The sequence below is a fragment of the Cypionkella sp. genome, assembly GCF_028290025.1.
Lineage (GTDB): Bacteria > Pseudomonadota > Alphaproteobacteria > Rhodobacterales > Rhodobacteraceae > Cypionkella.
Window position 1 is genome coordinate 1 of record NZ_JAQGKQ010000068.1, and the last position, 24556, is coordinate 24556.

General features: G+C 55.5%; 24 protein-coding genes and 1 pseudogene. 8 read left to right on the top strand and 17 right to left on the bottom strand.

All coding sequences use genetic code 11. From position 1 onward, the window contains the following. The 4 genes from ugpC to JWS10_RS11470 form a co-directional block, all read right to left on the bottom strand. Nucleotides 1-986: sn-glycerol-3-phosphate ABC transporter ATP-binding protein UgpC (ugpC, locus tag JWS10_RS11455; RefSeq protein ID WP_299507468.1), on the bottom strand; the 986-nt coding region annotated here is incomplete at its 3' end. Between the two features lie 3 nt (nucleotides 987-989). Beyond that, nucleotides 990-1856, bottom strand: coding sequence for a carbohydrate ABC transporter permease (locus JWS10_RS11460; RefSeq protein ID WP_299507471.1), 867 nt, complete (start codon nucleotides 1854-1856; stop codon nucleotides 990-992). Nucleotides 1857-1859: 3 nt separating this feature from the next. Next, nucleotides 1860-2756 carry a carbohydrate ABC transporter permease gene (locus JWS10_RS11465; RefSeq protein ID WP_299476384.1) on the bottom strand — a complete coding sequence of 299 codons (897 nt, stop codon included), beginning with the start codon at nucleotides 2754-2756 and terminating at the stop codon, nucleotides 1860-1862. A gap of 102 nt (nucleotides 2757-2858) precedes the next feature. Next, on the bottom strand, nucleotides 2859-4169 hold the full coding sequence (locus JWS10_RS11470) for a sugar ABC transporter substrate-binding protein (RefSeq protein WP_299507474.1): 1311 nt from the start codon (nucleotides 4167-4169) through the stop codon (nucleotides 2859-2861). Nucleotides 4170-4336: 167 nt separating this feature from the next. Between JWS10_RS11470 and JWS10_RS11475 the strand changes: the two genes are divergently transcribed. After that, complete coding sequence (locus JWS10_RS11475; RefSeq protein ID WP_299507477.1) at nucleotides 4337-5173, top strand: amidohydrolase; 837 nt, start codon at nucleotides 4337-4339, stop codon at nucleotides 5171-5173. 19 nt (nucleotides 5174-5192) lie between these two features. Here JWS10_RS11475 and JWS10_RS11480 read toward each other — a convergent pair whose 3' ends face one another. Beyond that, nucleotides 5193-7514: a heavy metal translocating P-type ATPase gene (locus JWS10_RS11480; RefSeq protein ID WP_299507480.1), complete on the bottom strand. Its 2322-nt coding sequence runs from the start codon at nucleotides 7512-7514 to the stop codon at nucleotides 5193-5195. Between the two features lie 89 nt (nucleotides 7515-7603). Here JWS10_RS11480 and JWS10_RS11485 point away from each other — a divergent pair, with 89 nt between their 5' ends. The 4 genes from JWS10_RS11485 to JWS10_RS11500 all read left to right on the top strand — a co-directional run bounded on the left by JWS10_RS11485 (nucleotide 7604) and on the right by JWS10_RS11500 (nucleotide 11081). Further along, entirely contained in the window at nucleotides 7604-8044 is a 441-nt protein-coding gene (locus JWS10_RS11485) for a helix-turn-helix domain-containing protein (protein WP_299476395.1), read from the top strand. 449 nt (nucleotides 8045-8493) lie between these two features. Further along, nucleotides 8494-9477, top strand: coding sequence for a cache domain-containing protein (locus JWS10_RS11490; protein ID WP_299507483.1), 984 nt, complete (start codon nucleotides 8494-8496; stop codon nucleotides 9475-9477). Then, nucleotides 9474-10211: a sensor histidine kinase gene (locus tag JWS10_RS11495; RefSeq protein ID WP_299507486.1), complete on the top strand. Its 738-nt coding sequence runs from the start codon at nucleotides 9474-9476 to the stop codon at nucleotides 10209-10211. The genes JWS10_RS11490 and JWS10_RS11495 overlap by 4 nt, the downstream gene beginning before the upstream one ends. 657 nt (nucleotides 10212-10868) lie before the next feature. Next, complete coding sequence (locus JWS10_RS11500) at nucleotides 10869-11081, top strand: hypothetical protein (protein WP_299507489.1); 213 nt, start codon at nucleotides 10869-10871, stop codon at nucleotides 11079-11081. A gap of 966 nt (nucleotides 11082-12047) precedes the next feature. On the opposite strand, the gene JWS10_RS11505 is transcribed toward JWS10_RS11500, so the two are convergent. The 5 genes and pseudogenes from JWS10_RS11505 to JWS10_RS11525 all read right to left on the bottom strand — a co-directional run. Further along, entirely contained in the window at nucleotides 12048-12647 is a 600-nt protein-coding gene (locus JWS10_RS11505) for an urea carboxylase-associated family protein (protein WP_366943535.1), read from the bottom strand. A gap of 384 nt (nucleotides 12648-13031) precedes the next feature. Further along, nucleotides 13032-13619, bottom strand: coding sequence for an alpha/beta hydrolase (locus JWS10_RS11510; protein WP_299507494.1), 588 nt, complete (start codon nucleotides 13617-13619; stop codon nucleotides 13032-13034). Then, nucleotides 13619-13897 carry a hypothetical protein gene (locus JWS10_RS11515; RefSeq protein ID WP_299507497.1) on the bottom strand — a complete coding sequence of 93 codons (279 nt, stop codon included), beginning with the start codon at nucleotides 13895-13897 and terminating at the stop codon, nucleotides 13619-13621. Before JWS10_RS11515 ends, JWS10_RS11510 begins: the two co-directional genes overlap by 1 nt. 20 nt (nucleotides 13898-13917) lie before the next feature. Beyond that, the gene (locus JWS10_RS11520) at nucleotides 13918-14160 is read right to left on the bottom strand and encodes a DUF378 domain-containing protein (RefSeq protein WP_299507500.1); all 243 of its coding nucleotides are present in this window, start codon (nucleotides 14158-14160) and stop codon (nucleotides 13918-13920) included. Nucleotides 14161-15233: 1073 nt separating this feature from the next. Beyond that, nucleotides 15234-16453 (bottom strand): annotated as a pseudogene (locus JWS10_RS11525) (IS66 family transposase); the annotation flags it as partial. Nucleotides 16454-16469: 16 nt separating this feature from the next. Between JWS10_RS11525 and JWS10_RS11530 the strand changes: the two are divergent. Further along, nucleotides 16470-17309: a hypothetical protein gene (locus tag JWS10_RS11530; RefSeq protein ID WP_299507503.1), complete on the top strand. Its 840-nt coding sequence runs from the start codon at nucleotides 16470-16472 to the stop codon at nucleotides 17307-17309. Between the two features lie 477 nt (nucleotides 17310-17786). On the opposite strand, the gene JWS10_RS11535 is transcribed toward JWS10_RS11530, so the two are convergent. The 4 genes from JWS10_RS11535 to JWS10_RS11550 form a co-directional block, all read right to left on the bottom strand. Then, nucleotides 17787-18857 carry a hypothetical protein gene (locus JWS10_RS11535; protein ID WP_299507506.1) on the bottom strand — a complete coding sequence of 357 codons (1071 nt, stop codon included), beginning with the start codon at nucleotides 18855-18857 and terminating at the stop codon, nucleotides 17787-17789. Continuing rightward, entirely contained in the window at nucleotides 18858-19355 is a 498-nt protein-coding gene (locus JWS10_RS11540; RefSeq protein ID WP_299507509.1) for an ImmA/IrrE family metallo-endopeptidase, read from the bottom strand. Next, nucleotides 19352-19840: a hypothetical protein gene (locus JWS10_RS11545; protein WP_299507512.1), complete on the bottom strand. Its 489-nt coding sequence runs from the start codon at nucleotides 19838-19840 to the stop codon at nucleotides 19352-19354. Before JWS10_RS11545 ends, JWS10_RS11540 begins: the two co-directional genes overlap by 4 nt. Before the next feature lie 769 nt (nucleotides 19841-20609). Further along, nucleotides 20610-21182 carry a recombinase family protein gene (locus JWS10_RS11550; RefSeq protein WP_299507515.1) on the bottom strand — a complete coding sequence of 191 codons (573 nt, stop codon included), beginning with the start codon at nucleotides 21180-21182 and terminating at the stop codon, nucleotides 20610-20612. A gap of 1194 nt (nucleotides 21183-22376) precedes the next feature. On the opposite strand from JWS10_RS11550, the gene JWS10_RS11555 reads away from it, so the two are divergent. Together JWS10_RS11555 and JWS10_RS11560 are read left to right on the top strand one after the other, a co-directional pair. Further along, a complete protein-coding gene (locus JWS10_RS11555) occupies nucleotides 22377-22661 on the top strand; it encodes a hypothetical protein (protein ID WP_299507518.1) in 285 nt (94 codons plus the stop codon). A 52-nt stretch (nucleotides 22662-22713) separates the two neighbouring features. After that, nucleotides 22714-22866 carry a hypothetical protein gene (locus JWS10_RS11560; RefSeq protein ID WP_299507521.1) on the top strand — a complete coding sequence of 51 codons (153 nt, stop codon included), beginning with the start codon at nucleotides 22714-22716 and terminating at the stop codon, nucleotides 22864-22866. Nucleotides 22867-22938: 72 nt separating this feature from the next. Here the strand turns inward: JWS10_RS11560 and JWS10_RS11565 are convergent, their stop codons facing one another. The 3 genes from JWS10_RS11565 to JWS10_RS11575 form a co-directional block, all read right to left on the bottom strand. Beyond that, complete coding sequence (locus JWS10_RS11565) at nucleotides 22939-23130, bottom strand: hypothetical protein (protein ID WP_299507524.1); 192 nt, start codon at nucleotides 23128-23130, stop codon at nucleotides 22939-22941. 22 nt (nucleotides 23131-23152) lie between these two features. Beyond that, nucleotides 23153-23416 (bottom strand): hypothetical protein, encoded by a 264-nt coding sequence (locus JWS10_RS11570; RefSeq protein WP_299507526.1) that lies wholly within the window; start codon nucleotides 23414-23416, stop codon nucleotides 23153-23155. A gap of 491 nt (nucleotides 23417-23907) precedes the next feature. Then, nucleotides 23908-24556 (bottom strand): hypothetical protein (locus JWS10_RS11575; protein WP_299507529.1); only part of this gene is annotated, 649 nt, incomplete at its 5' end.

Consider the following 24556-nt stretch of genomic DNA (forward strand, 5'->3'; position numbering starts at 1 on the left):
TTGAGCATTTTGGCCTGCACTTCGGTGCCTGCAAGCGTGGCGTAAAGCAGGGTTTCGGTGCCCAGAGGCTCGGTCAGCGTCACCGGCATATCGACAAAAGCCATATGCGCGGTGGGCGGCATGGCGTGGCCTTCGGGCATGATATTGTCGGCGCGGATGCCGAATTGCACGCGGCGGCCATCGACGACCGGCAGACCGGGGGGCAGCGGGATTGTGCTGCCATCGGTCAGCACGACTTGGCCTGCCTTCACGGTGCCATCCAGCAGGTTCATCGGTGGAGAGCCTATAAAGGTGGCGACAAAGGTGTTGACCGGGTTTTCGAACACCTCGAGCGGCGTGCCGACTTGGATGATATGGCCGTCGCGCATGATGACGATGCGGTCGGCAAGGGTCATAGCCTCAATCTGATCGTGGGTGACATAGATCACGGTTGAGCCGACGCGCTGGTGCAGCTTCTTGATCTCGACCCGCATTTGGGTGCGCAGTTTGGCGTCAAGGTTCGACAGCGGCTCGTCGAATAGGAACACCTCGGGGTGGCGCACGATGGCGCGGCCCATGGCGACGCGCTGACGCTGACCACCGGAGAGGGCGCCGGGTTTGCGGTCGAGCAGCGGGGTAAGCGACAGGATGGCGGCAGCTTCATCGACGGCTTTGGTGATCTCGGCTTGCGATTTCTTGGCGATTTTCAACGAGAAACCAAGGTTCTCGCGCACTGTCATATGGGGGTAAAGCGCGTAGTTCTGGAACACCATCGCCAGATTACGCTCACGCGGGGGCAGGTCGTTGACGACGCGGCCACCGATCAGAATCTCGCCATCGGTGATATCCTCCAGCCCCGCGACCATGCGCAGGGTGGTGGATTTGCCGCAGCCTGAGGGGCCGACCAGCACGACGAACTCGCCCTCGGCGATGTCGAGGTTGATCGCGTGGACCACCCCCAATGCGCCGTATTTCTTGACGACGTTTTTCAGTTGCACTTGAGCCATGATTTAGCCTTTCACGCCGCCGAAGGTCAGCCCGGCGATAAGGTGTTTCTGCACGAGGAAGGTCAGCACCAGCGCCGGAATAATCATCAAGACCGCCAGCGCGCACATGCCCCCCCAATTAAGGGTGAATTGCGAGGTGAAATCGAGCAGACCCACCGGCATGGTTTTCGAATTGGTCGAACGGGTGAGCTGGCTTGCCAGTGCGTATTCGTTCCACGAGGTCAGGAAGGCGAAGATGCCTGCTGATGCGATGCCGGAGCGTGCGACTGGAAATTCGACCTTCCAGAACGCTTGCCAGCGGGTGCAGCCGTCGATCTCGGCGGCTTCGGCGAGTTCTTTGGGAACCTGCCGGAAAAAGCCGTCGATCAGCCAGATGGTAAACGGCACGTTCATCGCGACATAGACAAGGATCAGGCCGAAATGGGTGTCGATGATGCCGGTGCGACCGAAGATGATGAACAGCGGCAGGGATAGTGCTACGCCGGGCACTGCACGGCTGGCCATCAGGGCTACGAACATCACGCCCTTGCCCTTGAAGCGGTAGCGCGCAAAAGCATAGCCGCCCGCCATGCCGACCAACAACGCGATCACGGTTGAGGTGATTGAGATGATCAGCGAGTTGCGGAAATAGGTCAGCACCGGCACGCCACCCGTCCCAGCCCCGCCGAACATGGCGCGGTAATGGTCGAAGCTGAGCGACTCCGGTATCCAAACGGGTGGTTTTGCCATGATCTCAATGGTGGGGCGGAAGCTGTTCAGCACCACCCACAGACCGGGGACGCAGATCAGCGACATGGCCAAGAAAAGCCCTACGAAATGCGCGGTTTTCAGGGCGCGCTTTTTAATGCGGTGTTGGGAGGCGGTTGCCATGGCTTAGTCCCCCATTCCCAGCTCGCGCCGGGAGGATTGCAGTTTCAGGAAGAAATAGACGGTGAACGCAATCGACATCAGGATCGAGATATACCCCATCGCATTGGCATACCCCATGCGGGCATCGACGTAGCCGGTGCGTCCGATCAGCGTCCAAAGCAGTTCTGTCCGCCGCGCTGGGCCGCCGTTGGTCATCACCTGCACGATGTCATAGGCGCGGGCCACATCCAGCGAGCGGATTGCCATCGCGATGTAGATGAACGGCATCAGGAACGGCAGGGTGACATAGCGAAACGATTGAAAGGGCGTGCAGCCATCGACCTTTGCCGCCTCTAGAGGGTCTTGCGGGATCGCGAACAGACCCGCGAGGATCAGGATGGCGAAGACGGAAGTAGAGGTCCAAACCTCGGCAAAGATGATGGCGAACATCGCGAGGTTGCCATCGACCAGCCACGGGATCGCTATGTCGGTCAGCCCCAAGGATTGCAGGGCGTTGTTCACCAAGCCGACGTTATCGTTGAAGATAAACTTGAATTGGAAGCCGACCAGAATGGGCGAGAACATCATCGGAAACATCATTGCGGTGCGCAAAGCCCGCTGGCCGCGTGTTACCTTCGACACCATCAGCGCAAGGCCAAGGCCCAGCAACATCTCGGTGTTCAGCGCGATGGTCAGCAGCAAAACCGTGCGGCCAAAGGCTTTCCAGAAATTCGCATCCGTCGCGGCTTTGATATAGTTGAAACCGCCGATCCATTTCCACAGCGTATCGGGCCGGGTCAAATGATAGGGCGTGAAGCTGGAATACAGCGAAAACACCAGCGGGATCGCCACCACCGCCAGAATGATGATGAAGGCGGGCAGCAAAAGCACCAGCCACGGGGGAAGTTTGGCACTGGTCATCGAAACTCCGGGCTGAAGCCGCATGGATTGAAGCGGAAGGCTTCAGGGAAATAGGGGCGACCGCAAAGGGCCGCCCCCGATTTTGATTGGTTTTAGCGGCGATCAGTAGACGCCGTTTTCTTTCATCAAGCCGTCAACCGCATCAGAAGCATCCTGCAACGCTTGATCCACGGTCTTGTCGCCAAGGATTGCGGCTTGCAGTTCTGGGAAAATCAGGTTGCCGGATTCGATCCAATAAGGCGTTGGCGGCACCGGGAAAGCAGTTTTCGCGGTTTCTTGGAAAGCGGTCAAAACTTCGGCTTTGTAAGGATCGCTCTTGGCTTGATCGAGCACATATTCCCACACAGCCGTGCGTGATGGCAGTGGGCCAGCAGCAGATTCCAGCTTTTGGCTGTCTTCGTTGGTCAGGAAATCAACCAGCGAGGCCGCAGCTTCTTTGGTGGCGCATGCTTCGGTGACAGAGAAACCGTGGAAGCCGGACCAACCGGTGCGCACACCAGCCGAGCCTTTGGGGGCAGGGGCGACGCCGACGTTTCCTGCGACTTTCGAGGCTGCCGGATCGTTGAAGAATGCTGACCATCCCGGCCAATCCAAGTTCAGCGCGATGGTGCCAGAGGCAAAGCCGTTGCCAAGGTCATCCCACAGGTAGTTGGTGGTGCCCGGAGGAACTGCGCCCGCTTTATAAAGGTCAACGAACCATTGCAGCGACTCTTTACCCGCGGGTGAATTGAACGCCGGGGTGAAGTCATCGTTGAACATCTTGCCGCCATTGGCGACGACGAGTTCATAGAAGCGGCCGTTGATCGCCTCATCCTTGCCCGCGTATTGCGTGCCGTAGAAGTTTGGCGGCGCTGCGAAGAATTCAGCCTGATCGCGGAACTGGTCCCAGGTTTCTGGCACGGCCAAATCATAGCCAAACTTCGCCTTGAAGGCTTCGGCCTTGGCTTTGTCGGTGTAGAGCGACTTCTGATAATACAGGGCAGACACGTCAAACTGCGCGCGCGGCAGCATGGTCAGCTTACCGTTGATCGTGGCTGCCGCGATATTGGCAGGCACGAAGCCCGCGAGCGACTCCGCTGGGATAAGCGGCGTCAAATCAGTGAACAAGTCAGGGTATTGCGGCGCGAAGGATGAGTGGTTGGAACCCACACACCAGCTTGTCGTGCCTGCCGCAATGTCGGCTTTGTATTCTTTATCCAGCTCGAAGTGGTTCTTCTGGCTGATGATGCTGACCTTACCGCCCGTCGCTTTCTCCCAGTCAGCGATACGACCGTAAAGTGCTTCATATTGTTGGCCACCGATGAGTTTGGCCTCAATGGTCACGCCGGCAAATTCGCCATCAGCAAATGCTGCCGTGGCAAATCCCAAGCCTGCGCAAAGCGCCAGCACAGAGCTGGCAACGCGTCCCTTCATGTCGTCTCCTCCCGTTGTTTGATGCTCGACGGCGGTGATCTTAACGCCGACAGATTTCATATCCAGAACATCTTTTTATAGTTAAACGTGACATGCGGCTGCGAGTCAAGTATGACTGAGGCGAAATCCGGCACTGCCGGACATTTGGCGCCAAGGAGGGCACGCCGATGATTTTCGACACTCATCTGCATCTGGTGGATCGCCAGCGGCTGTCTTATCCGTGGCTGAAGGACACGCCCGCGCTGAACCGCGACTGGAGCTACGAGGATTACGAGGCCACCGCCCGCCGCATTGGCATCACCGATGTGCTGCATATGGAGGTCGATGTGGCCGAGGCCGATATGCAGGCTGAGACGGCCTTCGTCGCCGAGTTGATGCAGCGGCAGGGTAGTTTGATCCGAGGCGCAATCAGTGCGGCGCGACCCGAGGCTGCGGGGTTCGCGGCATGGCTGGAACGGGTGGATCGCCGGGTGGTGAAAGGCGTGCGCCGGGTGCTGCATGTGGTGTCGGATGACGTTTCACAGACAACACTTTTCCGGCAGAATATTGCGCTGTTAGGGGCGGCTGGCCTGCCGTTTGACATCGTGATGCTGGCGCGGCAACTGCCCTTGGCGCGCGCCTTGGTTGACGCCTGCCCTGACGCGGTTTTCGTGCTGGACCATTGCGGCGTGCCAGATATTGCCGGCGGGGCGTTCGACGCATGGGCAGCTGAGATTACCGAATTGGCGCGCAGGCCAAACCTTAACATCAAGCTGTCGGGCGTTACCGCTTACACTGGCGGGCAATGGAGTTTGGAGACGCTGCGGCCATGGATCGCTCATATATTGCAGCAGTTCAGCGCAGATCGGATCGTTTGGGGGTCGGACAGCCCGGTCTGCACCTTGCAATCCAACCTCGCGGAATGGGTGGCAACCAGTCACGCGCTGCTGTCAGAGCTTTCAGCAGATGAGCGGGATGCGGTCCTGCACGGCAATGCGCGCAGGCTGTGGAAAATTCCCGCTTAGCTGCGTGGATGCGCCCGACTTACTTGCTCCGCTCTGGGTCAAACCGCAGCATCCGAAGCGCGTTCAACGTGACCAGCACCGTGGCTCCGGTGTCTGCCATGATGGCAATCCAAAGGCCGGTCAGGCCAAAGATGGTTGTCACCAAAAACACCACCTTCAAACCCAGCGCGATGGTGACGTTCTGCCGGATATTCGCCATCGTCGCCCGCGCGAGCCGGATCATCGCGGCCACATCGGTAACGCGGTTGCGCAACAGCGCGGCGGACGCGGTTTCCAGCGCCACATCGGTGCCTGAGCCCATCGCCACGCCAACCGAAGCCGCCGCCAAAGCGGGCGCATCGTTGATACCGTCGCCAACCATGATAACGCCGCCATGCGCCGCCATTTGCTTGATCGCCGTCACCTTGTCATCGGGCATCAACTCTGCGCGGTGTTGCATCCCCAACACCCCGGCAATCGCAGCGCCTGTCCGGGCGTTGTCGCCGGTCAGCATTACCGAACTTACGCCGATCATTTTCAACTGAGCGACGGCCTCAATGGCATCGCTGCGCGGCTCATCGCGCATCGCAATCAGGCCGAGCGCTTGATGGTCGCGGAACACCACAACAACGGTCTTGCCCTCGCTTTCCATCTCGCTGGCGCGGCGCAGACCAATGTCGTCCAGCGCGCCGCTGTCACGGGCGAAGGTTGGCGAGGCAACCCAAGCGAGCTGTCCGTCAACCACCGCCTCAGCACCTTTGCCGATCAGGGCTTTCGCACCTGTGGGTGGCAGCACCGCAACGCCCGCCTGTTTCGCACGGCGCAGAATGGCCTCTGCCAGCGGATGACTCGACCCGGTCTCAACGCCCGCAGCAACCGCCAGTAGATCAGCCTCCGTGCCGTTCAGCACCACCAAATCCGTCACCAATGGCCGCCCCGCCGTCAGCGTCCCGGTCTTGTCAAACGCGACCTGCGTCACGCCGGCAACGGCCTCAATCACCGAACCACCCTTCATCAACATACCACGCTTGGCTCCGGTCGATAGCGCCGAGGCGATAGAGGCGGGCACCGATATCACCAGCGCGCAGGGGCAACCGATCAGCAGCAGCGCCAACCCGCGATAGATCCATGTGTCCCACGCCTGGCCGAACAGCAGTGGCGGTAACAGTGCCACCAAAAGTCCGAGGCCGGTGATCGCAGGCATGTAATAGCGGCTGAACCGATCAATAAAACGCTCGGTAGGGGCTCGGGCACTTTCAGCTTCTTCGACAAGCGCGATGATGCGAGAAATCGTGTTGTCTGCGGCCGACTTCGTCACCGTTATCCGCAGCGCAGCTTCAGCGTTGATCGAACCGGCAAACACCGTCTCGCCCGGCCCTTTGGTCTTGGGCATCGACTCGCCCGTCACCGGGCTTTCGTCAATGCCAGACGAGCCTTCTGCAATCACGCCATCGGCAGGAATGCGGTCGCCGGGACGCACCAGCACGACTTGCCCTATTTCGAGCGCGGCGGCGTCCACCTGCTGAGTCGCACCGTTCACCTCCAAAAGCGCCGTCTTCGGCACCAGACTTGCCAAGGCGCGGATTGAGGCGCGCGCGCGGTCGGCTGCCACACCCTCCAGCACCTCGCCCACCGCGAACAGAAAGACAACCAAGGCCGCCTCCTCTGCAGCACCAATGAACAGCGCACCCACGGCGGCAATCGTCATCAAGCCTTCTATGGTGAACGGAATACCCGCCCGCAACGCCGCAAATGCCCGCCGAGCCACCGGGGCAACGCCGATCAGGCAGGCCGCCACAAATGCCCAGATCGTCACCTGCTCGGGTGCAAACGCCTTGGCCAGCGTCGCTGCCGCAAGAAGCAGCCCGGTGCCGATCACCAATTTGCCCTTGGCGGTCTGATACCAATGCTTATCAAGATCTTCGAGGCTGCTGGCATGGCTGTGGCCCGGAGCGCCATGCCCTGCGTGCTGGTCATGTTCCGCAACTTTGGCGGATGCGGTATGTGGATCAGCGGCCGACGTGCCGCCCTGATCATGGCAACCGTGCCGAGCCCCGTGGTGGTCATGCCCGCTATGGTCCTCAACTGCGGGTGCAGTTGGCAGGACAAACTTGCGTTTGGTGCCAGCGGCCCCCTTCGCCGCGATACCGTAGCCCAACTTTTTCACCGTTGCCTCAATATCTTCGCGCCGAGTTGCCCCCGCTGCCAACTGCAGGCTCAGGCGTTCAGACATCACGCCGACCTGCACATCGGCGACACCCGGCAGCCGCTGAAGCGCCGAGGTGATTTTGCTGGCACAGGCCGCGCAGTCCATCCCGGTCACCGTCCAGTCCTGCCGTTCGCCAATAGCTTTATCAGACATGCCCATACCTTTCGCCACTGACGCGGCCTTGTATTCCATCGAATCAGATACCTAATGTCTCTAGCAACTAGAGGTTCAAGAGGTTTTACATGCTGACCATCGGAAAATTAAGCGATGCAGCCGGGGTCAAGGTCACCACGATCCGCTACTATGAACAAATCGGCCTGTTGCCCGGTGCCGAGCGTTCGGCTGGCAACCAAAGGCTTTATGCGCGGACCGCCCAAGACCGTCTGGCCTTTATCCGCCACGCGCGAGAACTCGGCTTTACACTGGAGGCGATCCGCGACCTGCTTGGTCTAACCGACCGTCCAGATCAATCCTGCGCCGAAGTTGACGCTATCGCGCGTGCGCAACTGCACGCCGTCCAAGGCCGCATTGCGCGCCTGAAAGCGTTGGAAGCAGAACTGGAGCGCATGGTCGATCACTGCGCTGGCGGCACCGTTGCCGACTGCCGTGTGGTTCAGGTACTGGGCAACCACAAACATTGCGCAGCCGATCACGGTCGCGATTTGCATGGCGTTTCGGAGTAGGAGTGGCGACTGGGCTGATAATCTGCCTTGCGTCTTTGACGCAGCAGAAGTCGTCCGAGGCAGTGACAGCATCTCATGTATTGGGGCAGCTTCCGCATGAAGCTAAATCAACATAACCCCTTGATATCGTGTATTTTATGGATCTGAAACAAGGAAATATGGTGCTGCAAGAGAGCCCGCGCAGCGAACACCATTGTGTTCCGATGCGACGCTAAACGTCATTTTTCTGAGCTGCTTCGAGCACTCCATGTCGCGTCCTGTTCCATCGTGTATCGTCTTGTTTCGTCGTCATTGGGGGACGCCTGGAACGTCGTGCTATGACGCGCAACGGAGGCCTGCATTGTTGCGGAAGACGTCGGGATAAAAGCGATTAAGGATGCCGTAAACTAGACACGGTTGATTTTTGTTTGCGATCTGGCATTTTCGGGCCATTGGTCTCGGAGGCCCCGATGAAGCCACTAACTCTCTCACAACGTTTGCTCCTCGTGACAGCAGTCGCCCTTCTCCCGGCAGTCGGAATACTTTGCTCCAGTATCTTGGTGTCGCAGAAAGAAAACGATAAGTCGGTTCACCTGCAGGCTTCCCGCACTTCCGAACAGGCAGCACTTGAGATGGAGCGTGTTGTCTCTGGTGCAGAGAACGTCCTGCGTGCTCTCTCCGTTACGCCGATTGTCAGGCGAGGGGATCTTGAGATTTGCTCTAGCCTTGTAGATGACATGGCCAACGCAGTCCCGTCACTCTCAGCCATTGCAGTGATCAACCCCAACGGATACTTTCGGTGTGGTCCGATAGACGCGCGACCGCCGCCTTATCTGGGTGACCGCGATTATTTTGTTGAAGCGCTCGCTACCCAGCATCGCGTCGTTGGCACCTTTACCATTGGGCGCACGAGCGGAAAGAAACTTTTGCCGATAGCGCTGCAGATCGGCGGGACAGAGGGCGCGCCGCTAGGCGTTGCTGTGGCGTATATCGATTTGGAGTGGCTAGAAGCCCGATTGCAGGAACGAACATATGTTGTGGGCAGTTCGCTGACGATTGCGGACCGAAACGGCACCATTCTGGCGCGAGTACCAGAGCCGGAGCGATTTGTAGGCACAGTTATTCCCGAAGCGTTTCGTTATCTGCTGTCGATGCCAAAGCCGGGAACGCTCCAACTGACAAGCCAAGATGGAACGCCACGTGTCGTCGGGTACATCCCGATTTCCAATCGCGCCCAAGGCTTATATGTTAGCGCTGGATTTGCAACCGACGCGGCCTTTGCCTCCACCAAGGCGATCTTCACGCGAGGAGTGGCCATCGGTCTGGCGGGCATTTTTGCGGCCCTCTTGCTCGCCACCTACACAAGCAAGGTATTTATAACGCAGCCGGTCAAAGGCTTGTCGATACGATCCAAGCGTGGCGCGCCGGTGAAACTGATGCACGAACGGGCATGAACGCAAACGACGGCGAACTGGGCAGCGCAGGTCAGGCATTCGACGCCTTCATCGAAGAATTGCTTACTGCGCGTAAGGCCCGGCAGCAGGCCGAGAGCCAGCGGCAAGTGCTTTTGGCTGAAATGGATCATCGCGGCAAAAATTTGTTGGCTATGATTCAAGCAATCGCACGCAGAACTTTCTCGCGGACGGAAGGTGAGCCTGAAATGCGTGTGTTCTCCGGCCGTCTGCAGGCGATTGGAGAGGCCAATTCGATGCTAAGGCGAGAAAACTGGCAAAGCGCCGCGCTGGAGGATCTGGCAAAGGGGGCAATTACACCATTCGTTCACCCGTCGTCGCACCGCGTTAGCCTTTCCGGGCCAAACCTATCTTTACAGAGCGACGTCGTTTTGCCTTTCAGTATGGCTGTTCACGAACTTTGCACAAACGCGGTAAAATACGGGGCCTTGAGCAACGAGACGGGAACAATTTCGATGGAATGGCAAATTGTGCCGTCGCCTGCGGGGGAAAATCTATTGATAACGTGGCAAGAACGTGGTGGGCCGACCGTCGCGATTCCCCAGAAACGGGGTTTTGGATCAAGTGTAATCGAGCAAATTCTGTCGTCAAATATCGGAGGCAAAGCCGAGCTGGTTTATGATCCGCAGGGTCTTGTTTGTCGGATGACGCTACCTGCGAAGAAAGCGCTAACGTCTAAGGCTAAGGACGAAGAACGCGTATCGGTCGATGTATAAGCTTCATCCGCGATCTAATCTTTTTGATGTTTGGCTATGTCCACAGCCAGTCTCGGGAGTTAAAGCAAACCTATTACCTGCCAACTCTTCCGGACGTTATTTGATCCGTATGCCATGCACGAAAAGTGCGGCATCCGTTTGGTTTCGCGATGCTGTTTTACGTAAGATTGCCTAACATGAACTTTTTCCGTCGGCTCTGAAATGCCGAGATTTTGAGCTATCACCTTGTTTGCCATGTTGGCGTCCGGCCTGACCGCACTGCCTCATGGGTGGGTGAGCGGGATAGTGTCCCACCGATAGTGGACACTATGGTGGTGGCATGGCGGGTCGGACTAAAAGGATTTTTGAAGACAAGATAAATGCCGCTTTTTGATGGATCGCCAATGTCAGCCGCTGCCGCTCGACTGAAACGGACTGTGATTGAAGGACATGTTCAAAAACGGGTGTTTGCTGGCCAAGTTGTACTTAAGTTGAAGCGATTGGTTGTCGCAGGCCGCCCCGCAACACTTAACTCTACCCGCCGTCTGGTTGCCTTAAACCAATTTCCAGCAATTTCGAACGGCCGAAACTGGAAACCTCAAGCGAGAAAATGAACAGGCGTTTTCGATATTTCGCCACACGGCTCATCTCCAAGCATCTGCCGTTTTGGAACCATCAATGCTCGTAGCTCTGGAAGGCCACGAAGGTAATCTGCGCGCTTTTCTTGGTCTTGCGCGATCATTCGAAATATTCGTCGATTCCTTTGCCCTGTCAAAAAACTTCACTTGGTCACCTTTGAGGGTGGCGACAGAGATTGAACTGCGTCGAATTCCAGGGTTGATTTTGCTGTCAGAACAAGAGATTGCGGCGGCATGTAGCAATTCAAAGTAGGCGCCCGGCTAACGTAACTCATCAGTCCCTCCGGACACCCGTTGTGAGCATTCCGCGCCGCTCCGCTGGAAAACGTGAAGTTAAGCCAAATGATTTGTGAAGAAGTCAGCCAAGTTCATATTCGCCTGCTCGGAAAGGTTGCACCAGCCCGAGTACTTATCTCGGACGTATGGGTCTATACGACTACGACGACGTGCCACTTTGGCGGCACTCGCAACTGGTTTTTATGTCCGTCTTGCAAACGGCGATGCGCAAACCTCTATCCTCGCGAATGCCGAAAATGCATCAATGCGCACTATGCCGTCGAAGCAATGTCGCTGCAGGATCGTCGCATCGAACGAGCGATTAAGATGCGCAAACGGTTGGGTCAGCATAGGGGCGGAATTGTGGCGCCCTTTCCCCAAAAGCCGAAGCGGATGCGGTTGCGCACCTACCTGCTACTACAGCTCAAAAGCCTAATATTAGAGCGTGCCATCTGGAATTACGACCACGCCAAACTTTTCGGAACGGAAAAATGACCTTTGGTCTAAATACTTGGGCAGGTTTTACGTTAGCAAGATAACCAAACGCCACCATTGCAGCACGGCAGGGCCCACCAGCGTCGTAGCGAGGCGGGAAACCGCCGAAGTCGATGGCACCACATTCTGATCACAGACGGGGGCATTCTCACTATCAGCATCGAGCAGATGGTTGCCCAGACAATGAAACGATTGGAAACATGTGTCGGAAGCGCCGGAGCCAACACTGCTTACCCCCCGCACCGCCAAGCGAGCGATGGAAATTGCGATGCTGCAAACGGCCGACGGTGCGCCGATAAGCACGGCGACAACTTGGGTAGGCCCTTACCGTACGGGCGCGCGATCGGGCGATTTGAGGATGAAACTTGGGCTGACCTGACCCGACGAAGCGCGAGGGCAGCGGGAAAGTCTATCGGATTGTTCCTCAGACTGCATGATTTACCGTGCCTCAGTCGAGCAACCGGAAATGAATCTCTGTCGGCGTGCAGCCCGCGCCGTTGATCGGGATCATGTCCTGAGGGCAGGTCGACATGACGACCACGCAGTCGATTGCAGCCCGCAGCGTCACATAGTCTCCCGGTTTGCTGAGTGGCTCGCCCCAGATGATCTTGCCATCGGAGCCGACCGGGATGTTCATCCACAGGTTCAGCGGAGCCGGGCAGTCAGGCGCGCGCAGCCCCAGTTGGGCCAGGACTGCGTGCAGATTGTCAGTACAGTTGTCATGGTACTGCCGGCAGCCCAGCATGGCATAGCGGTGCACATCGCAGGCTGCGATAATCGTGTCATGACGTCCCGGTGAGGTATCCTCCTCCAAAATCAGGATCGGCCGCCGTCGGTTTGTGACCAGCGCATCGCCTTTGGCCGGAAAGATGCCCTCGAGTGTTCCATGCAAATGCTCCATCGACATGAACTCGGACAGGTCATCGGCATTGAAGCACCAGGTGTCCACAACCTGCTGGCCATGGGTATTGATGATTTGTATGGCTTGTCCCTTGCTAACCCGGATTGCCCGACCGCGTCGTGCAGGGACCACTTGAAGATCGGTCATCACAGTTTGAATCCTTTGCCATTGGCGTCGCCATCATCGGTCCGGCAAACTGTCACGTCCGATATACGGTGGGTCAAGCCACAAAGGGATACTTGGTCTGCATGCAGTGACGTTCCGCCGCCGTTTTTGAACCGCCAGCGCGACGCGACGGGTTCATGCTTGGGGATGCCTCCGGGCCCAATTCTTCGATGTTCAAGGGGGCGAGCTTTGTCAACGAGAACCCTCGAGCGCTAGGCCTCGGCAATCATTGCGATCAACATTTTCAAACCGGGATGCGCACTGGAAACTTTACTCCCTGCCGTGCGGGTGGATCGAACGGAAGCCACCGTATTCTTTCCTCATTGATTGCGGTGCTTTGCCGGAGAAAAGGCCGTGCTCATCTATTTACGCGTTAAGCTGCCGAAAAGCCTTTTTTTGTCGACAAAGTACCGTTTGGATCACCAGCTGTGGAGATTCATGATGAACCGCATGTCCATAGTTCTTCAGCAATGTGAAGTCCCAATTATTAAGATGGCGAAGCAGCCACGGAATTTGCCAGTCAAAAACTGCCGTCGTGTCTTTCGACCCGTGCAGAATGGATACCGGCACGAGTACGTTCAAGGATGGCGCAAGGCTTTCCATGGCATGGTTGAAGCTCGTTAACTCCGCAGCGATGGTTTTAACAGCCTTGGGCTGCACAGCATGTTCGACCGGGAAGTTCTGCACCCTCTGCGGTATCTGCGGACCCATTATTGAGAAGATAAGTTGCCGCCGAAACCGTCTTGCCAAGAATGGCACTATGATCGTCCGCACCAGAGTGCCTATAACAGGCAGCGTCGTAAGGCGCAGCCCAAGCATCAATCGTTGGGGAGTCGGGCGACAAAACGGAGCCAGTAAAACGAGGCGACTGACTCGGGACGGGTTAGACGCAGCAAGAGACACTGCAACCGCTGCCGCGAGGGAATGGGCAACAACGACGGCTTCCCGTATCATCAAGACTGATAAGCATCAAGCCATTGTGCCTGCGATTGCGGATCCTGTTGACCGTCGGGGAGCGCGTCGCTGTACCCGTACCCCGGTCGATCAGGTGCAATCCAGCAGATGCTCGGGGTCTCAGGAAATGCACCCAGAATTTCTTGAGCTAACCCGCCGTTGCCATGTAACAACACCACCGGACGGCCTTCCCCGCGACGGAGTACATGGAACTGGCGCCCATCAACGCCGACCATGATGCCTTTTTCGGGGACTGGATCCAGCGCGCGAAAACCCATCATCGCCTGCCGATGTAATCTTAGCGCCGGTCAACAGGACGAGTGGTCGTGCCAGCAATTTCCGGCGTGCCCATCATCGCCGGAAGTCGAATAAGCTGCCAGATTGCACACAGTCCCACGATGACGTAGATCGCCCGCGACAACAAAGCTGTTTGACCACCAAAGATCGCCGCGACCAGATCAAACTGGAAAAGGCCGACGAGCAGCCAGTTGAGACCGCCCACGATCAGCAGAATCTGTGTAATGATGTCGAAAATACGCATTTGGTACTCCTGTATGATGTTTGATCGACAACCCTGTATTGCAAAGAAAGTTCCAGAGCGCGCCGCAATTTGTCCGTCTCCCACATGTAGAAGGCATCGGTCCGGACTGGGTCGCTTAGCGCTGCGCCGACGTGCATAAGGTCCTCGGTCCCGGCAATTCGATGTCGCGGTCTGGGGTCGGATTATCGTCTTCATTGACTCGAGGCGCGGAGAGCGGCAAGGGCTGCGAGCGTTTAGCTGACAAAGGGTTCCGTCACCCTATCGCCCAATGACGGCGACAGTACGAAGCAAGGTATTTGCTTTCTGAAAGCGCCGAGGCAGTGGCGATGCGCTGAAGGCCACGCCATCGGCTGCGCACTAACCAAGCTAAAGATACCTGCGGCATCAGAGTGTCGTTTCGGCGGGCCAGTTCAGTGGATATTGTTGTAGACGATGCGTTTGAAAGGTTTCTCAACAGATGACTTAAGCTGGCTTGTACCTCGCGGAGTCGCTGACAAAAACTTAGATTCTTTGGAGTCCGCAAAGAAATCCAGCACGCCACGATCGCGCTTGCGTAGCCTGTGATGAGGGTCTCTTTGCCCACGATCGCGGCAAGTAATACCGGGCGGATTCTTCGCTGAAGCAGGCAGTCGCTAGCGAACCGCCGCGCTGCGCCCTCCGCGTTCAAACAGGGCGGGGGAGGAACCATGCCAGAGGGGAGGGGCAAAACAAAAGTTCTTAGCAGGTGTTCCTCCCGATGCGAGATCTCAGGTCAGGAATAACTGAGTCGAGAGGTGCAGACTAGTTGTCGATGGCTGCAAACGGTCGATACCTGCCGTGCGACGCTTGTGTTTGCAACGAGGAGGCGTCCCCGAAACCGGGCGTCGATGTGCCTACTGGCCTGCCGAGCTAAGTATTACTGGCGTGCGGGCGAAAGAGAGCACCATATCAAAGGCTTTCTCGATAAGTCACTGAAATGAAACGATTACTCAAAATCAAAGGCTGCGGCTCATAACCTGAAGGCCGCATGTTCAAATCCTGCCCCCGCAATTTATCGGTAAGCAATGTCGTGATCACACCTTTGCGGCGTAATTTCACGGCAGCAGATCGTTGATCTGGCTTTGTTTGTGGCCGTCGACGATGGAGGTGAGCGTGCTGGTCAACCATGCGTGTGGATCGATTGCGTTCATCTTGCAGGTCTCGATCAGCGAGGCGATGATTGCTGAGTTTCTGCGCCTGCATCGTGGCCGGCAAAGAGGGCGTTCTTGCGGTTGAGGGCGATGGGGCGGATCGTGCGCTCGACGGTGTTGCTGTCGAGCTCGATGCGGCCATCTGTCAAGAAACAGCCCAAGCCATCGCGGTATTTCGCGATATAGGCCAATGCCTCACCGAGGGGCGATTTGGCGGAAGCGTGGGCGCGGTGATGGCGCAGCCAATCATCAAGGCGTGCAAGGATCGGGACGGAACGTTCTTCGCGCGCGGCCAAGCGGGTAGCATGGTCATTGCCACGTATGTCAGCCTCGATGGCGTAGAGATCGCGGATGAGTGCTACACCTTGTTCGGCAATTGGCGCAGGACCGGTTCGGGTGATCTCGATCAGTTTATGGCGGGCGTGGGCCCAGCAATAGGCCAGTTGAATGCCGGGGCCTACCCTATCCGGTGCGATCAGGCGGTTATATCCGGCATAGCCGTCCACCTGCAGGATGCCACCAAAGCCCTGCAATATCCGTTCGGCATGCAGCCCGCCTCGACCGGGTGCATAGGTGAAGGCCACGGCAGGAGGTGCTTTGCCGCCCCACGGTCGCTCATGGCGTGCAAGTGCCCAGAAGTATCCAGTTTTGGTCTTCTTGGCCCCCGGATCGAGAACCGGTGCGCGGGTCTCATCTGTTACCCGCTAGGCGATTGCGCAGCAATCGGCCGAGAGGGCATGAAGAGCTTTGTGGATCGCTTCAGGTCGGCCATCAGGGCGTGGAAGACGGGGCGCAACTCAAAGGCGGCACGGCCAACCAGTCCGCAAGGGTTGATCTGCCAGATTGACACGCTAACGGTCATAAATCTGCGCTTGACGATACAGGGGCAGATGGTCGGCATATTTGCTGACCAGAACATGCGCGACAGTCGCCTCTGTCGGCATGCCACCCGGGATCAGTCGTGCCGGAGCCGGAGCCTGAACCACACCATCGGTGCAGGACCGACATGCATAGTTCGGGCGGCGGGTGACGATCACGCGGAACTGGGCGGGGACGATGTCTAGCCGTTCCGTCATGTCTTCCCCGATACAATGCAGGCAACCGCCGCAGGCGCAGGTCAGACTGCCGGGTGCCGCCGATATGTGGCTGCAGGGCTCTGGGCCTGAGGCGGAGCCGGTCAACGATTTTCACCAACCCGGCACCGTCGTCGTCAGAATGCCAATCAGGGCACAGTGCTACGATCTGGTTGTAGTGGTCCACGCAGATGCGGCGGCTCATACAGACCATCATGGCCTTGCCATCCATCGCTTGCACGCGCGCCTCGAAATGGGCGACGAGTATTCTCCGGTCAATTCTCATCTGGCCCCGTCACGGGGTCTTGACGAGCCACTTTACGACGAGATAGTCCGGTTCGAACGGGTCACGAAGGGCTCCTGCAGCCGGTATATCCGTGCGAGCCTTACCACTCCGCCTTACAACTGCATCAACCTGAAGAAGCTGCTTTTCGGCATCTATCTGATGGGAAATCCTAAGGCGGGGATGGCAGATAAGGTTATGCTCAATCCAGTGTTAGGCGACGCGGTCAATGCCTCCTACGATCTTACCTGCTCATTCACCTGCAGCCATCCCGAACTGTCGACGAGCCGCTACGACCAAACAGCTGGTATCGGTGCGGCGTGGAATGTCATCCTGCGGACGGTGTTTCCTGTCGCCTCCGAACGTTGCCTGCGCCTGACCTGCGATCCCAATGTATTTGCTGGTCGGGATCGAAGCGCATCGGGGGCGATGTTGGCCGCCTTCGCACGTGCTGAGGCTGACAAACGCAAGGGTCGGGTAACGTTGGGAAGCAACTCATTCACGATTTCGGACATTTCCATACCCCTCGCATGCCTGTTTCGTAGCAGGTTTGCTGCCCAACGTCGCTCAAAATGGCCCAGCGTAAGCATGGAAAATGCGCAAAATCAAAGGCTTGTCGCCTAAGCTGTCGAAATGATTAAGCCGTTGGAATCGCTTGGATTTTGGCTCATAACCTGAAGGTCGGAGCTCGCGTATTTGATGAAAGATTGGCACTGCAGTGATCGACTCTGCAAGGCGTCCAGTAGCTACACGATGAAGTAGCGCAAAAGGCGATTGCCCGACGCAGACAACGATGACGCAATACAAACTGCACGTGGGGGACTGTCTGGGTACCGGAAAAACTCATTGCGAAGATTACTCAGTATAATCAAAACGGTAGGTGAAATTAATGGTGCTGCAAGAGAGGATTGAATTTGCCCCTTTCAAGTGAAATGATCGCGTATCATATTGAAAATACACGACATTACAGGTCTTGTGTTAAGTGGGCATGGCGCGCACGTTAACACAAAGGTTGACACACGAATTCTTCTCGCAGGAGCGTACTTTTTTCCTGTTGATCCGGTTGACGTAACGCAAAGCGTTTTCTTGTACGCAACGTAATTATTCAATGTAGTCGTCATCAGTGTCCGGTGCGGGGTTGAAGTTAGCGAAGTTAAGCTGCCTGTACAGGTGCATGTTGATTCTGACTGCCGCAGCCCTCTGCAACGAACGGATACCATTAGGGTCGGATAAGGCGGTTGCTTCAATCATGTATGTGGCCCAAATGTGAAGACCTGACGGGTAGTTGGGACTTTGTAGTACAAGCTGAGCGATGTCAGGGAAGCTCTCCTCTTCCTGACTGCGAAATATCTCCCACGTTTTGCTGGTGGCCAAATCAATGCGTGGTGGTATTGGAGCACCTCCACCACCTTCTGACGGTGAGCGACTGCTTGCCCAATCTCCGTAGATTAATCTTGCTTGGTTGTTGTCCCCTTGAAGTCGAGCAAAGAGTGATCGTTCCTTAACCTCAACAGCCTGACCCATAGAAAATTTTGTGAAGCTGTCTGGAAAACTACTTCCCGTAACCACTATCGGAATACTATCGCCTCTTAAGCTGACAATTTGCTTTACTATACCGTCAACCCAGACCGCGCGGCTAAGCAAATCTCTTGACCAGCCAGCGTCAATTACAAACCCGTAGTTGGCGTGATCGGTCGAGCAAACTTCAGTAATAATCTCGCTAAAGCTGGCATTCTTTTCTCGTTCGAGACGCACAAGAAATGTCTTTTCTCGTGCCGTAAAATGCTCAATTTGGTTGCTAATAGCCAACATGTTGCTGTGATTCACCTGCAAACAAGGAGAAGCATTCGGATGTTGATTAAAAAAATCAATCCATGTCTGATTGTTATCACTTGAATCAACTAGCGCCATAAATTCTTCTTGCGCCGGGCGAGTGGGGTCTTCAACAGAGTAGAATGGATCAATGTCTAAGAAATATTGCCTCTCCCCGAACACATCTTTTATTTTCGTCATGGAATTCTGGAGCATCTTAGCGGTAGCCCAAGGTTTCAGGCAGAAGATCGGAGTCAGAATATCTTTGGTACTATCGGGGAGTTCGGAAACAGCTTGAAGTTCCGCATTGCGCAGAAAAATGGTTGGAACGTATGACGCCGTCCGAATGCTTATTGCCAATTAGCTCAATCCCAACCTAATACTCATTGCACTTTCCGATACATCATAGCGTTCCGCCATTATCCGCGCAATCTCAGTTGTAGGCCGCCCGCCCAACTCGCGCAGTGTGCGAATAACACTGGCTTCAGGCATCAAAAGTTGTGCCCCAAGCCGATTTGCCTCTGCCTCCCGCGTATCAGATAGGGTGGAGCGGTAAAGGATTGAGTCCTCGATTCCATCGCCAATTTGCTCGCGATGAAGCAAGTAGTGTGCAATTTCATGCGCAATAGTGAAGCGCTGGCGGGACGGGGTTTCGTGCCGATTCACTCGAATGCGATATCCGGAGGGGCTTAAGTCGGAACGTTGAATCTGGCCGGAAATTCTTGGCCGAAGGGTAGCACTCTTTACCTCTATTCCCAATTCTCTAGCAATCGAGGCGACTTTAACAGGGACATGCTCAAGGTAAGGCGCAATAATCGCCCTTTCATCCTTTGAAATTCTGTCCCACTCCCGGCTCACTTCTTTTCCTCTTCTTTAGCGTCGTCAGTAAATTCCGTATCAATAGGTTCAATGTCGCGATACATTATCTCCTTGGCTTCCTCTTTCACCAGTTTATGTAACTCGCCGCCCTCTTTCATCGCATCCTTAAGGAATGTTGTAGCTAAGCTGGAAACTCTCTCGCCAATAGAGTTCCAGCCAGCGATTGCGATTAACGCAACCACGAATCCTAGCGCGGCAAGAATTAAAGAAACACCTGTGAGCATAATCGAAACGAAATCGGCATAGTTTATAGATAATACTGGGCTTGGATCAATTCCATGCGGTACGTTTGATACAGGACTTGTTCCCGCTAAGTTTGAGACGGGAATACTTCCCATAACTGCAAAGGGCTTAAGAACCGACATTGCGTGTATCAGGCTGTAGGCACCAGCCCCACCGAGAACGTAGGCGATCACAGAAATCAGAAAACGCCTCATGCAAACACCGCCTTTGGTCAGAGCCATTGTCATTCTTCCCATAGCTGCCACCTCGATGCAATCCCCTCATCGTTCATGGTATGTTCCAAATATGCGCTTGTCTGCGGCAAATTTCAAGTGGCGGGCGCGCTGCGTACTTCGATGGCCCATCGCCAGATTGATGTTAGGTAAGTGACTGGGCGCGCGAGCGTCTTCGCGGATATTCAGACAATAAGACTGCAATTACGAAGTTCTATAACTTAAATTTTTCTGGTGCCGATCCGCGTATCGAGACCGGTGAATCCGAGTGGAATTCGCTGGATTTTTTGGTGACCTATAACCGTCTTGGTTGTATTTTTCGAGGCCGGAGGTGGCGGGGCAATTTGTGGACGCCTTTCTTACCCCGCTACTGGGTCCCAGACTAATATTAAATATCAATGGGTTATGAGCTAATGCAGTTACTTCCAGCCAATCAATTTAGAAGATCGTCACCCTATCCATTGGTCTCTGTCAGACTCAACGTGTGAATATGTGGGAGGATTCCCTGCGATCTCATTCGGTATCAACCCTCCGGGCATCGACGCGCGTCGATAACACAATACAAAGCTGATACCCTGTCAGCATCATACACTGTCACAGCGATGCATACACTGCACATAGGTCTGACAGTCCATAGCGCGGGCGTTCGGTGAGGGTGAAGGGTATCAGTCGGATAAGCGACGGTAAGTCAGGGGTGTGACTGTGCCGCCTAGAAGTAGCTAAAAAGTCCAAACACCACTAGAGCTAGTGCAAGTGAGAAAAGGCTCATGAGCATGGTTTATGCTCCCGCACTTTGATCTAGCATCCGGTACACGGAGGATCGGGCGATGCCGAGCGCTTTGGCGATAGCGCTTGGCGTTTGGCCGTCCTCCTTCATGCGTGCCACCTTGGCAGCGTCTATCGAAGCGGGACGGCCTTTGAAGGGGCTTGCATCGCCTTTGGCAACGGCAGCGTCGATTCCGTCGCGTTGACGAGCCTTGCGAATTGCCGTCTCGAACTCCGCAACTGCCCCGAGAATCTGGTAAGTCATGCGCCCTTCTGGCGTCGTGGTATCAATCTTTTGATCCAAGCACCGGAGCTGCACTTCTTTGGCGGCGAGCTGGGCGGTGATCTTGAGTAAGTCAGTGAGTGAACGGGCGAGACGATCAAGCTTTGTAATCACTAGCACATCGCCTACTCGAACAAAGTCCAGCATTCTTGCCAGTTCATTACGGCCCTCTGTGCGCGTGCCCGTCACCTTCTCTTGGTATATGTATTTGGCTTCAACACCTGCGCTCGTAAGGGCTGCGATTTGAACGTCAAGCGACTGCGTCCGACTCGACACACGCGCATATCCAATTAACTTTCCCACAATAACCTCCAAGTGTCCGATTTGTCTGTCCTATAACTTATACCTGTCCGATAAATGATTCGGCAAGTCAAAAAGGACACAAAATGCGTGTTTTCAGGTGTCGCGCCAGAGTATACTCAAAAAGGGCAGCACGCAGGCGCTGTCGCGCTGGCATTGGATGACAGATTGCTTATAGGCCACTGATTGATCAACTTAAGGGGAAGCCGTCAGGCTCCAATAAGTACGATCAGCCAACCCACTAGGACTCTGGCGTCTAAGATGTAGTCGCTGGTCTCTGGAAAAACGCTAAAGCATCAGTTGCCACCGGCGACAGGTGGACTGCCCGCCAACTGTGTTTGCATCTGCTGCGTCGCTAAATCTTGCCAATATATAAAATCAAGACATCATAGAAGGCCACCGCAGGGTGCCCTTACTAAAGTCAGCACGGTCTTTGAACGTACCTTAGGCTGCAAGCTTGGTCAGATCGCAAGCGCTATGCCTTACATTTGGAGACGGTAGGCAGGAAATCGGGTGCGCAATGATAGGTCGTTTAGGGTGATATTGCGCAAAGTGCTGGTGGAGGGAGTCGGAGCAACGGATTGCAGCCAGTCGCTGGATTGTGATCACGAAAACAGAGAATCTGTAACATTACGTGACCCAGTTATAAAACTCACTCGGCGTAGCCACTGGAGGGCTGTTTCTGACCGTTAACCCAGATGTTACCTTTCGAGGCCTAGAAATTGGGGCGAACTGTTTGCCGGGTCGGCCTTCGTTGCAGGCGGCGTTGCGATTGCCGCTTGATACTTGGGAAACACCGCCGTGCGATGAGCAAAGTATATCACAGAACAGATTCCGCCGATTGCATAGAGCGCGAAAAGTGCAGCTATTATTCGTGTACGGTGCATCAATTTCCTCAGACATGACCCACCCTTATTCGCACCGGAGTCGCCTTTGGATCAATCGTAATACGTAAATAGCCAGTATGCGCCAACTGCATAGACGGTCAACAACATGGCAGCGGCGATCTTTGCGTAGGTAGGCATGGCAGCGCCTCCATAAAAACAAGCGCACAATAAAATTTCTGTATCGATGTCGCAACTAAATTTGCGACCGAGAGTTGTGCTTTTTCATAGCATTTGCGGGATATGGAGTCAGCAAGTGGGGTGGCGGAACGTAAGGTATTGGTTCAACAACTCGCTGCTTACTCGGCTGGGATTGAAACCTGATCCGCGCGCGCATAACGATCCGGAGCGGAGGGAAGCGGAGAACGCTGTTAAAATTTCTCTCAAGCTGGCGCGGGCGTTGAACCACGATGAACCTGAAAAGCTGGAGTGGCTCAATTCTATAGAGCGAGCCTTGTCGATTTCCACCAAGCTGGGAGACGGCGCTCGCACCGACGCCCTAGAGTATTTGATCCCGGTAGTTGAAGTTAAGTTTCCATGGCTCGTGCCAGATTTCACCCGGCTCGCATCAACATACAACGGCCGCGATGTTGAATGACGTCGCAGACAGAATAAGGCGTGGGGCGAGGAAATGCTGGAAAATCTTATTCTTGCTTCTGATTATTTGGCTGATTGAGATGGTGGTTGTGACGTTTGCCCCGCCTGTTCTGGACGGCCAGAGCTTTATAGCGTATTGGCATTTCCCGCTGATCAGTCCGCTGGTGCTTTGGTATTGCTGGCTGGTGGGGAAGCGGGACGGATAGGGGTTGCGGCAAGCTTGGGGTGCGCGGGCCGGGGAAGCCTAAGGGTGGTGGGGATTGGAAGCATTGTGTGTTTTAGTCAGGTGTAGAGTTTGCCGCTATCCAAGCTTCTGCCTCTTCCCGCGTGCCGAAGGCTTTTCCGTCTGACAGCACATGCTCCAATTTGATGCCTTCTGTATCGAATATGTCATAAATTTCAAACCACTCAGCTCTCTCACCGCTGGGATGGTTTACCGTCCGTGCTTTAGCGATGTAATGCGATGGCATAGCGTGCCTTCCTATGTTGGAGTTACTCGATTACTTCATAGGGCCATTTGTAGTTGCTATAAAGGAAAGGCTTCCCGCCTTCTCGGTCAATCAGCTTGGCCCTTATCTTAAATTTTGCACCGGGGGGGCGGCTGGCACGCATAGCATGCCCACATTCTACGTCGATCTCGGTGTCCAAGCCTTGCCCAGCAATAGGGCGGGCATGGATCAGGGATTTTTTGCCAGCTTTGATGGCAGAGTAGGTTTCAACAATTACCGAACTGTAACCCTCGGTCGGCATACTCATTGGGCGGTCCTCCTCGATTAATGTGCATGTGGAAATATTGCACGCTTTCACTGGACGGGATACATAATTGCAGCTTGTGGGGATTTGGATTCGCGAAGGGAGCCAAACGTTCCAATATTCCAGTCCGATTCCAGTGCCCTTGGAACGTCTAACTCTCAGAAAAGAAACAATAATACCTCTGGATTCCAATATTCCACTCTTTTTTACTTTAGATAAAAATAATAAAAGAGAGGGACTTTTCTGGACCCGCGCGCAAAAACCATCATCCCGGACACCATCCCCTCGTTTCTGCATGCGAATGTGCAGAAAACACTGGAGTATTGGAATCGTGCCATATTTCACTTTAGGTTCTAAGCGTTAAACGTTCCAGCGGCACTGGAATCACACTGGAACGTTGGAACGTAGTTTTGAACCTTGCCGCACAAATGATAAAAGGCGCGCTAACGCGCGCGCCTATCATCCCGATATCCATCAAGTCAAAACCCCGGCGACTATGCCGCCAAGGCCTCCGTCGCGAACACCTCGGCAAGCCGTGCCAGCAACACGGGACGCGCCGGGAAGATATAGCAGTGCTTCCCTGCCTTGCTTGACCAGTCAGGCTCGCCTTTTGAAGTCACCTCCAGTTCCCGGTCATTACCGTACCGCTGGAACCTTACAGTCTTCTTGCCCTTGTGATTCACGAGATTACCGAACAGTTCTTCCAGCACGTTCGCGACGTCCGCCCGGTTGTCATGTAGATTTGAAACCTTTTCGACTGCCGCTTTCAGAGTGGCTTTTTCGATTGGCGTTTCTTCTGTCTCTGACAGTTCATACCGTACCAGCCGCCCGCTTGCCTCTGGTGCAGTAAGCTCACCGCTATGCACAAACTCCACCAGAACCTTTTGTGCAGGCCGTAGCGAGTGCATACGCATCTGTTGACGCTCTGTTGTCAGAGGCGCTTCGCGCACGTCAGACCAGTCAGCTTGCATGTCGTTTTCGGCAGGCAAGTACGCAGCCAATTCTTCCATCATCGCAACCAGTCCGCCATTCTTAATTGCATCATTCAGTTCGGTGAAATATGCCGTGTCGCCAATCTTGGCGGGGCTTACCGTGACGCATCCGTATCGGCGGTCGGAGCCGTTCAACTCGATTGGGATAACC

Coding starts and splice junctions, on each gene's coding strand:
- JWS10_RS11465 (WP_299476384.1), bottom strand. CDS start 2,756: ATGACCAGTGCCAAACTTCCCCCGTGGCTGGTGCTTTTGCTGCCCGCC.
- JWS10_RS11565 (WP_299507524.1), bottom strand. CDS start 23,130: ATGCCATCGCATTACATCGCTAAAGCACGGACGGTAAACCATCCCAGC.
- JWS10_RS11490 (WP_299507483.1), top strand. CDS start 8,494: ATGAAGCCACTAACTCTCTCACAACGTTTGCTCCTCGTGACAGCAGTC.
- JWS10_RS11500 (WP_299507489.1), top strand. CDS start 10,869: ATGCTCGTAGCTCTGGAAGGCCACGAAGGTAATCTGCGCGCTTTTCTT.
- JWS10_RS11470 (WP_299507474.1), bottom strand. CDS start 4,169: ATGAAGGGACGCGTTGCCAGCTCTGTGCTGGCGCTTTGCGCAGGCTTG.
- JWS10_RS11475 (WP_299507477.1), top strand. CDS start 4,337: ATGATTTTCGACACTCATCTGCATCTGGTGGATCGCCAGCGGCTGTCT.
- JWS10_RS11515 (WP_299507497.1), bottom strand. CDS start 13,897: ATGGGTTTTCGCGCGCTGGATCCAGTCCCCGAAAAAGGCATCATGGTC.
- JWS10_RS11530 (WP_299507503.1), top strand. CDS start 16,470: ATGTGGCTGCAGGGCTCTGGGCCTGAGGCGGAGCCGGTCAACGATTTT.
- JWS10_RS11485 (WP_299476395.1), top strand. CDS start 7,604: ATGCTGACCATCGGAAAATTAAGCGATGCAGCCGGGGTCAAGGTCACC.
- JWS10_RS11460 (WP_299507471.1), bottom strand. CDS start 1,856: ATGGCAACCGCCTCCCAACACCGCATTAAAAAGCGCGCCCTGAAAACC.
- JWS10_RS11480 (WP_299507480.1), bottom strand. CDS start 7,514: ATGTCTGATAAAGCTATTGGCGAACGGCAGGACTGGACGGTGACCGGG.
- JWS10_RS11510 (WP_299507494.1), bottom strand. CDS start 13,619: ATGATACGGGAAGCCGTCGTTGTTGCCCATTCCCTCGCGGCAGCGGTT.
- JWS10_RS11520 (WP_299507500.1), bottom strand. CDS start 14,160: ATGCGTATTTTCGACATCATTACACAGATTCTGCTGATCGTGGGCGGT.
- JWS10_RS11545 (WP_299507512.1), bottom strand. CDS start 19,840: ATGGCTCTGACCAAAGGCGGTGTTTGCATGAGGCGTTTTCTGATTTCT.
- JWS10_RS11505 (WP_366943535.1), bottom strand. CDS start 12,647: ATGACCGATCTTCAAGTGGTCCCTGCACGACGCGGTCGGGCAATCCGG.
- JWS10_RS11570 (WP_299507526.1), bottom strand. CDS start 23,416: ATGAGTATGCCGACCGAGGGTTACAGTTCGGTAATTGTTGAAACCTAC.
- JWS10_RS11495 (WP_299507486.1), top strand. CDS start 9,474: ATGAACGCAAACGACGGCGAACTGGGCAGCGCAGGTCAGGCATTCGAC.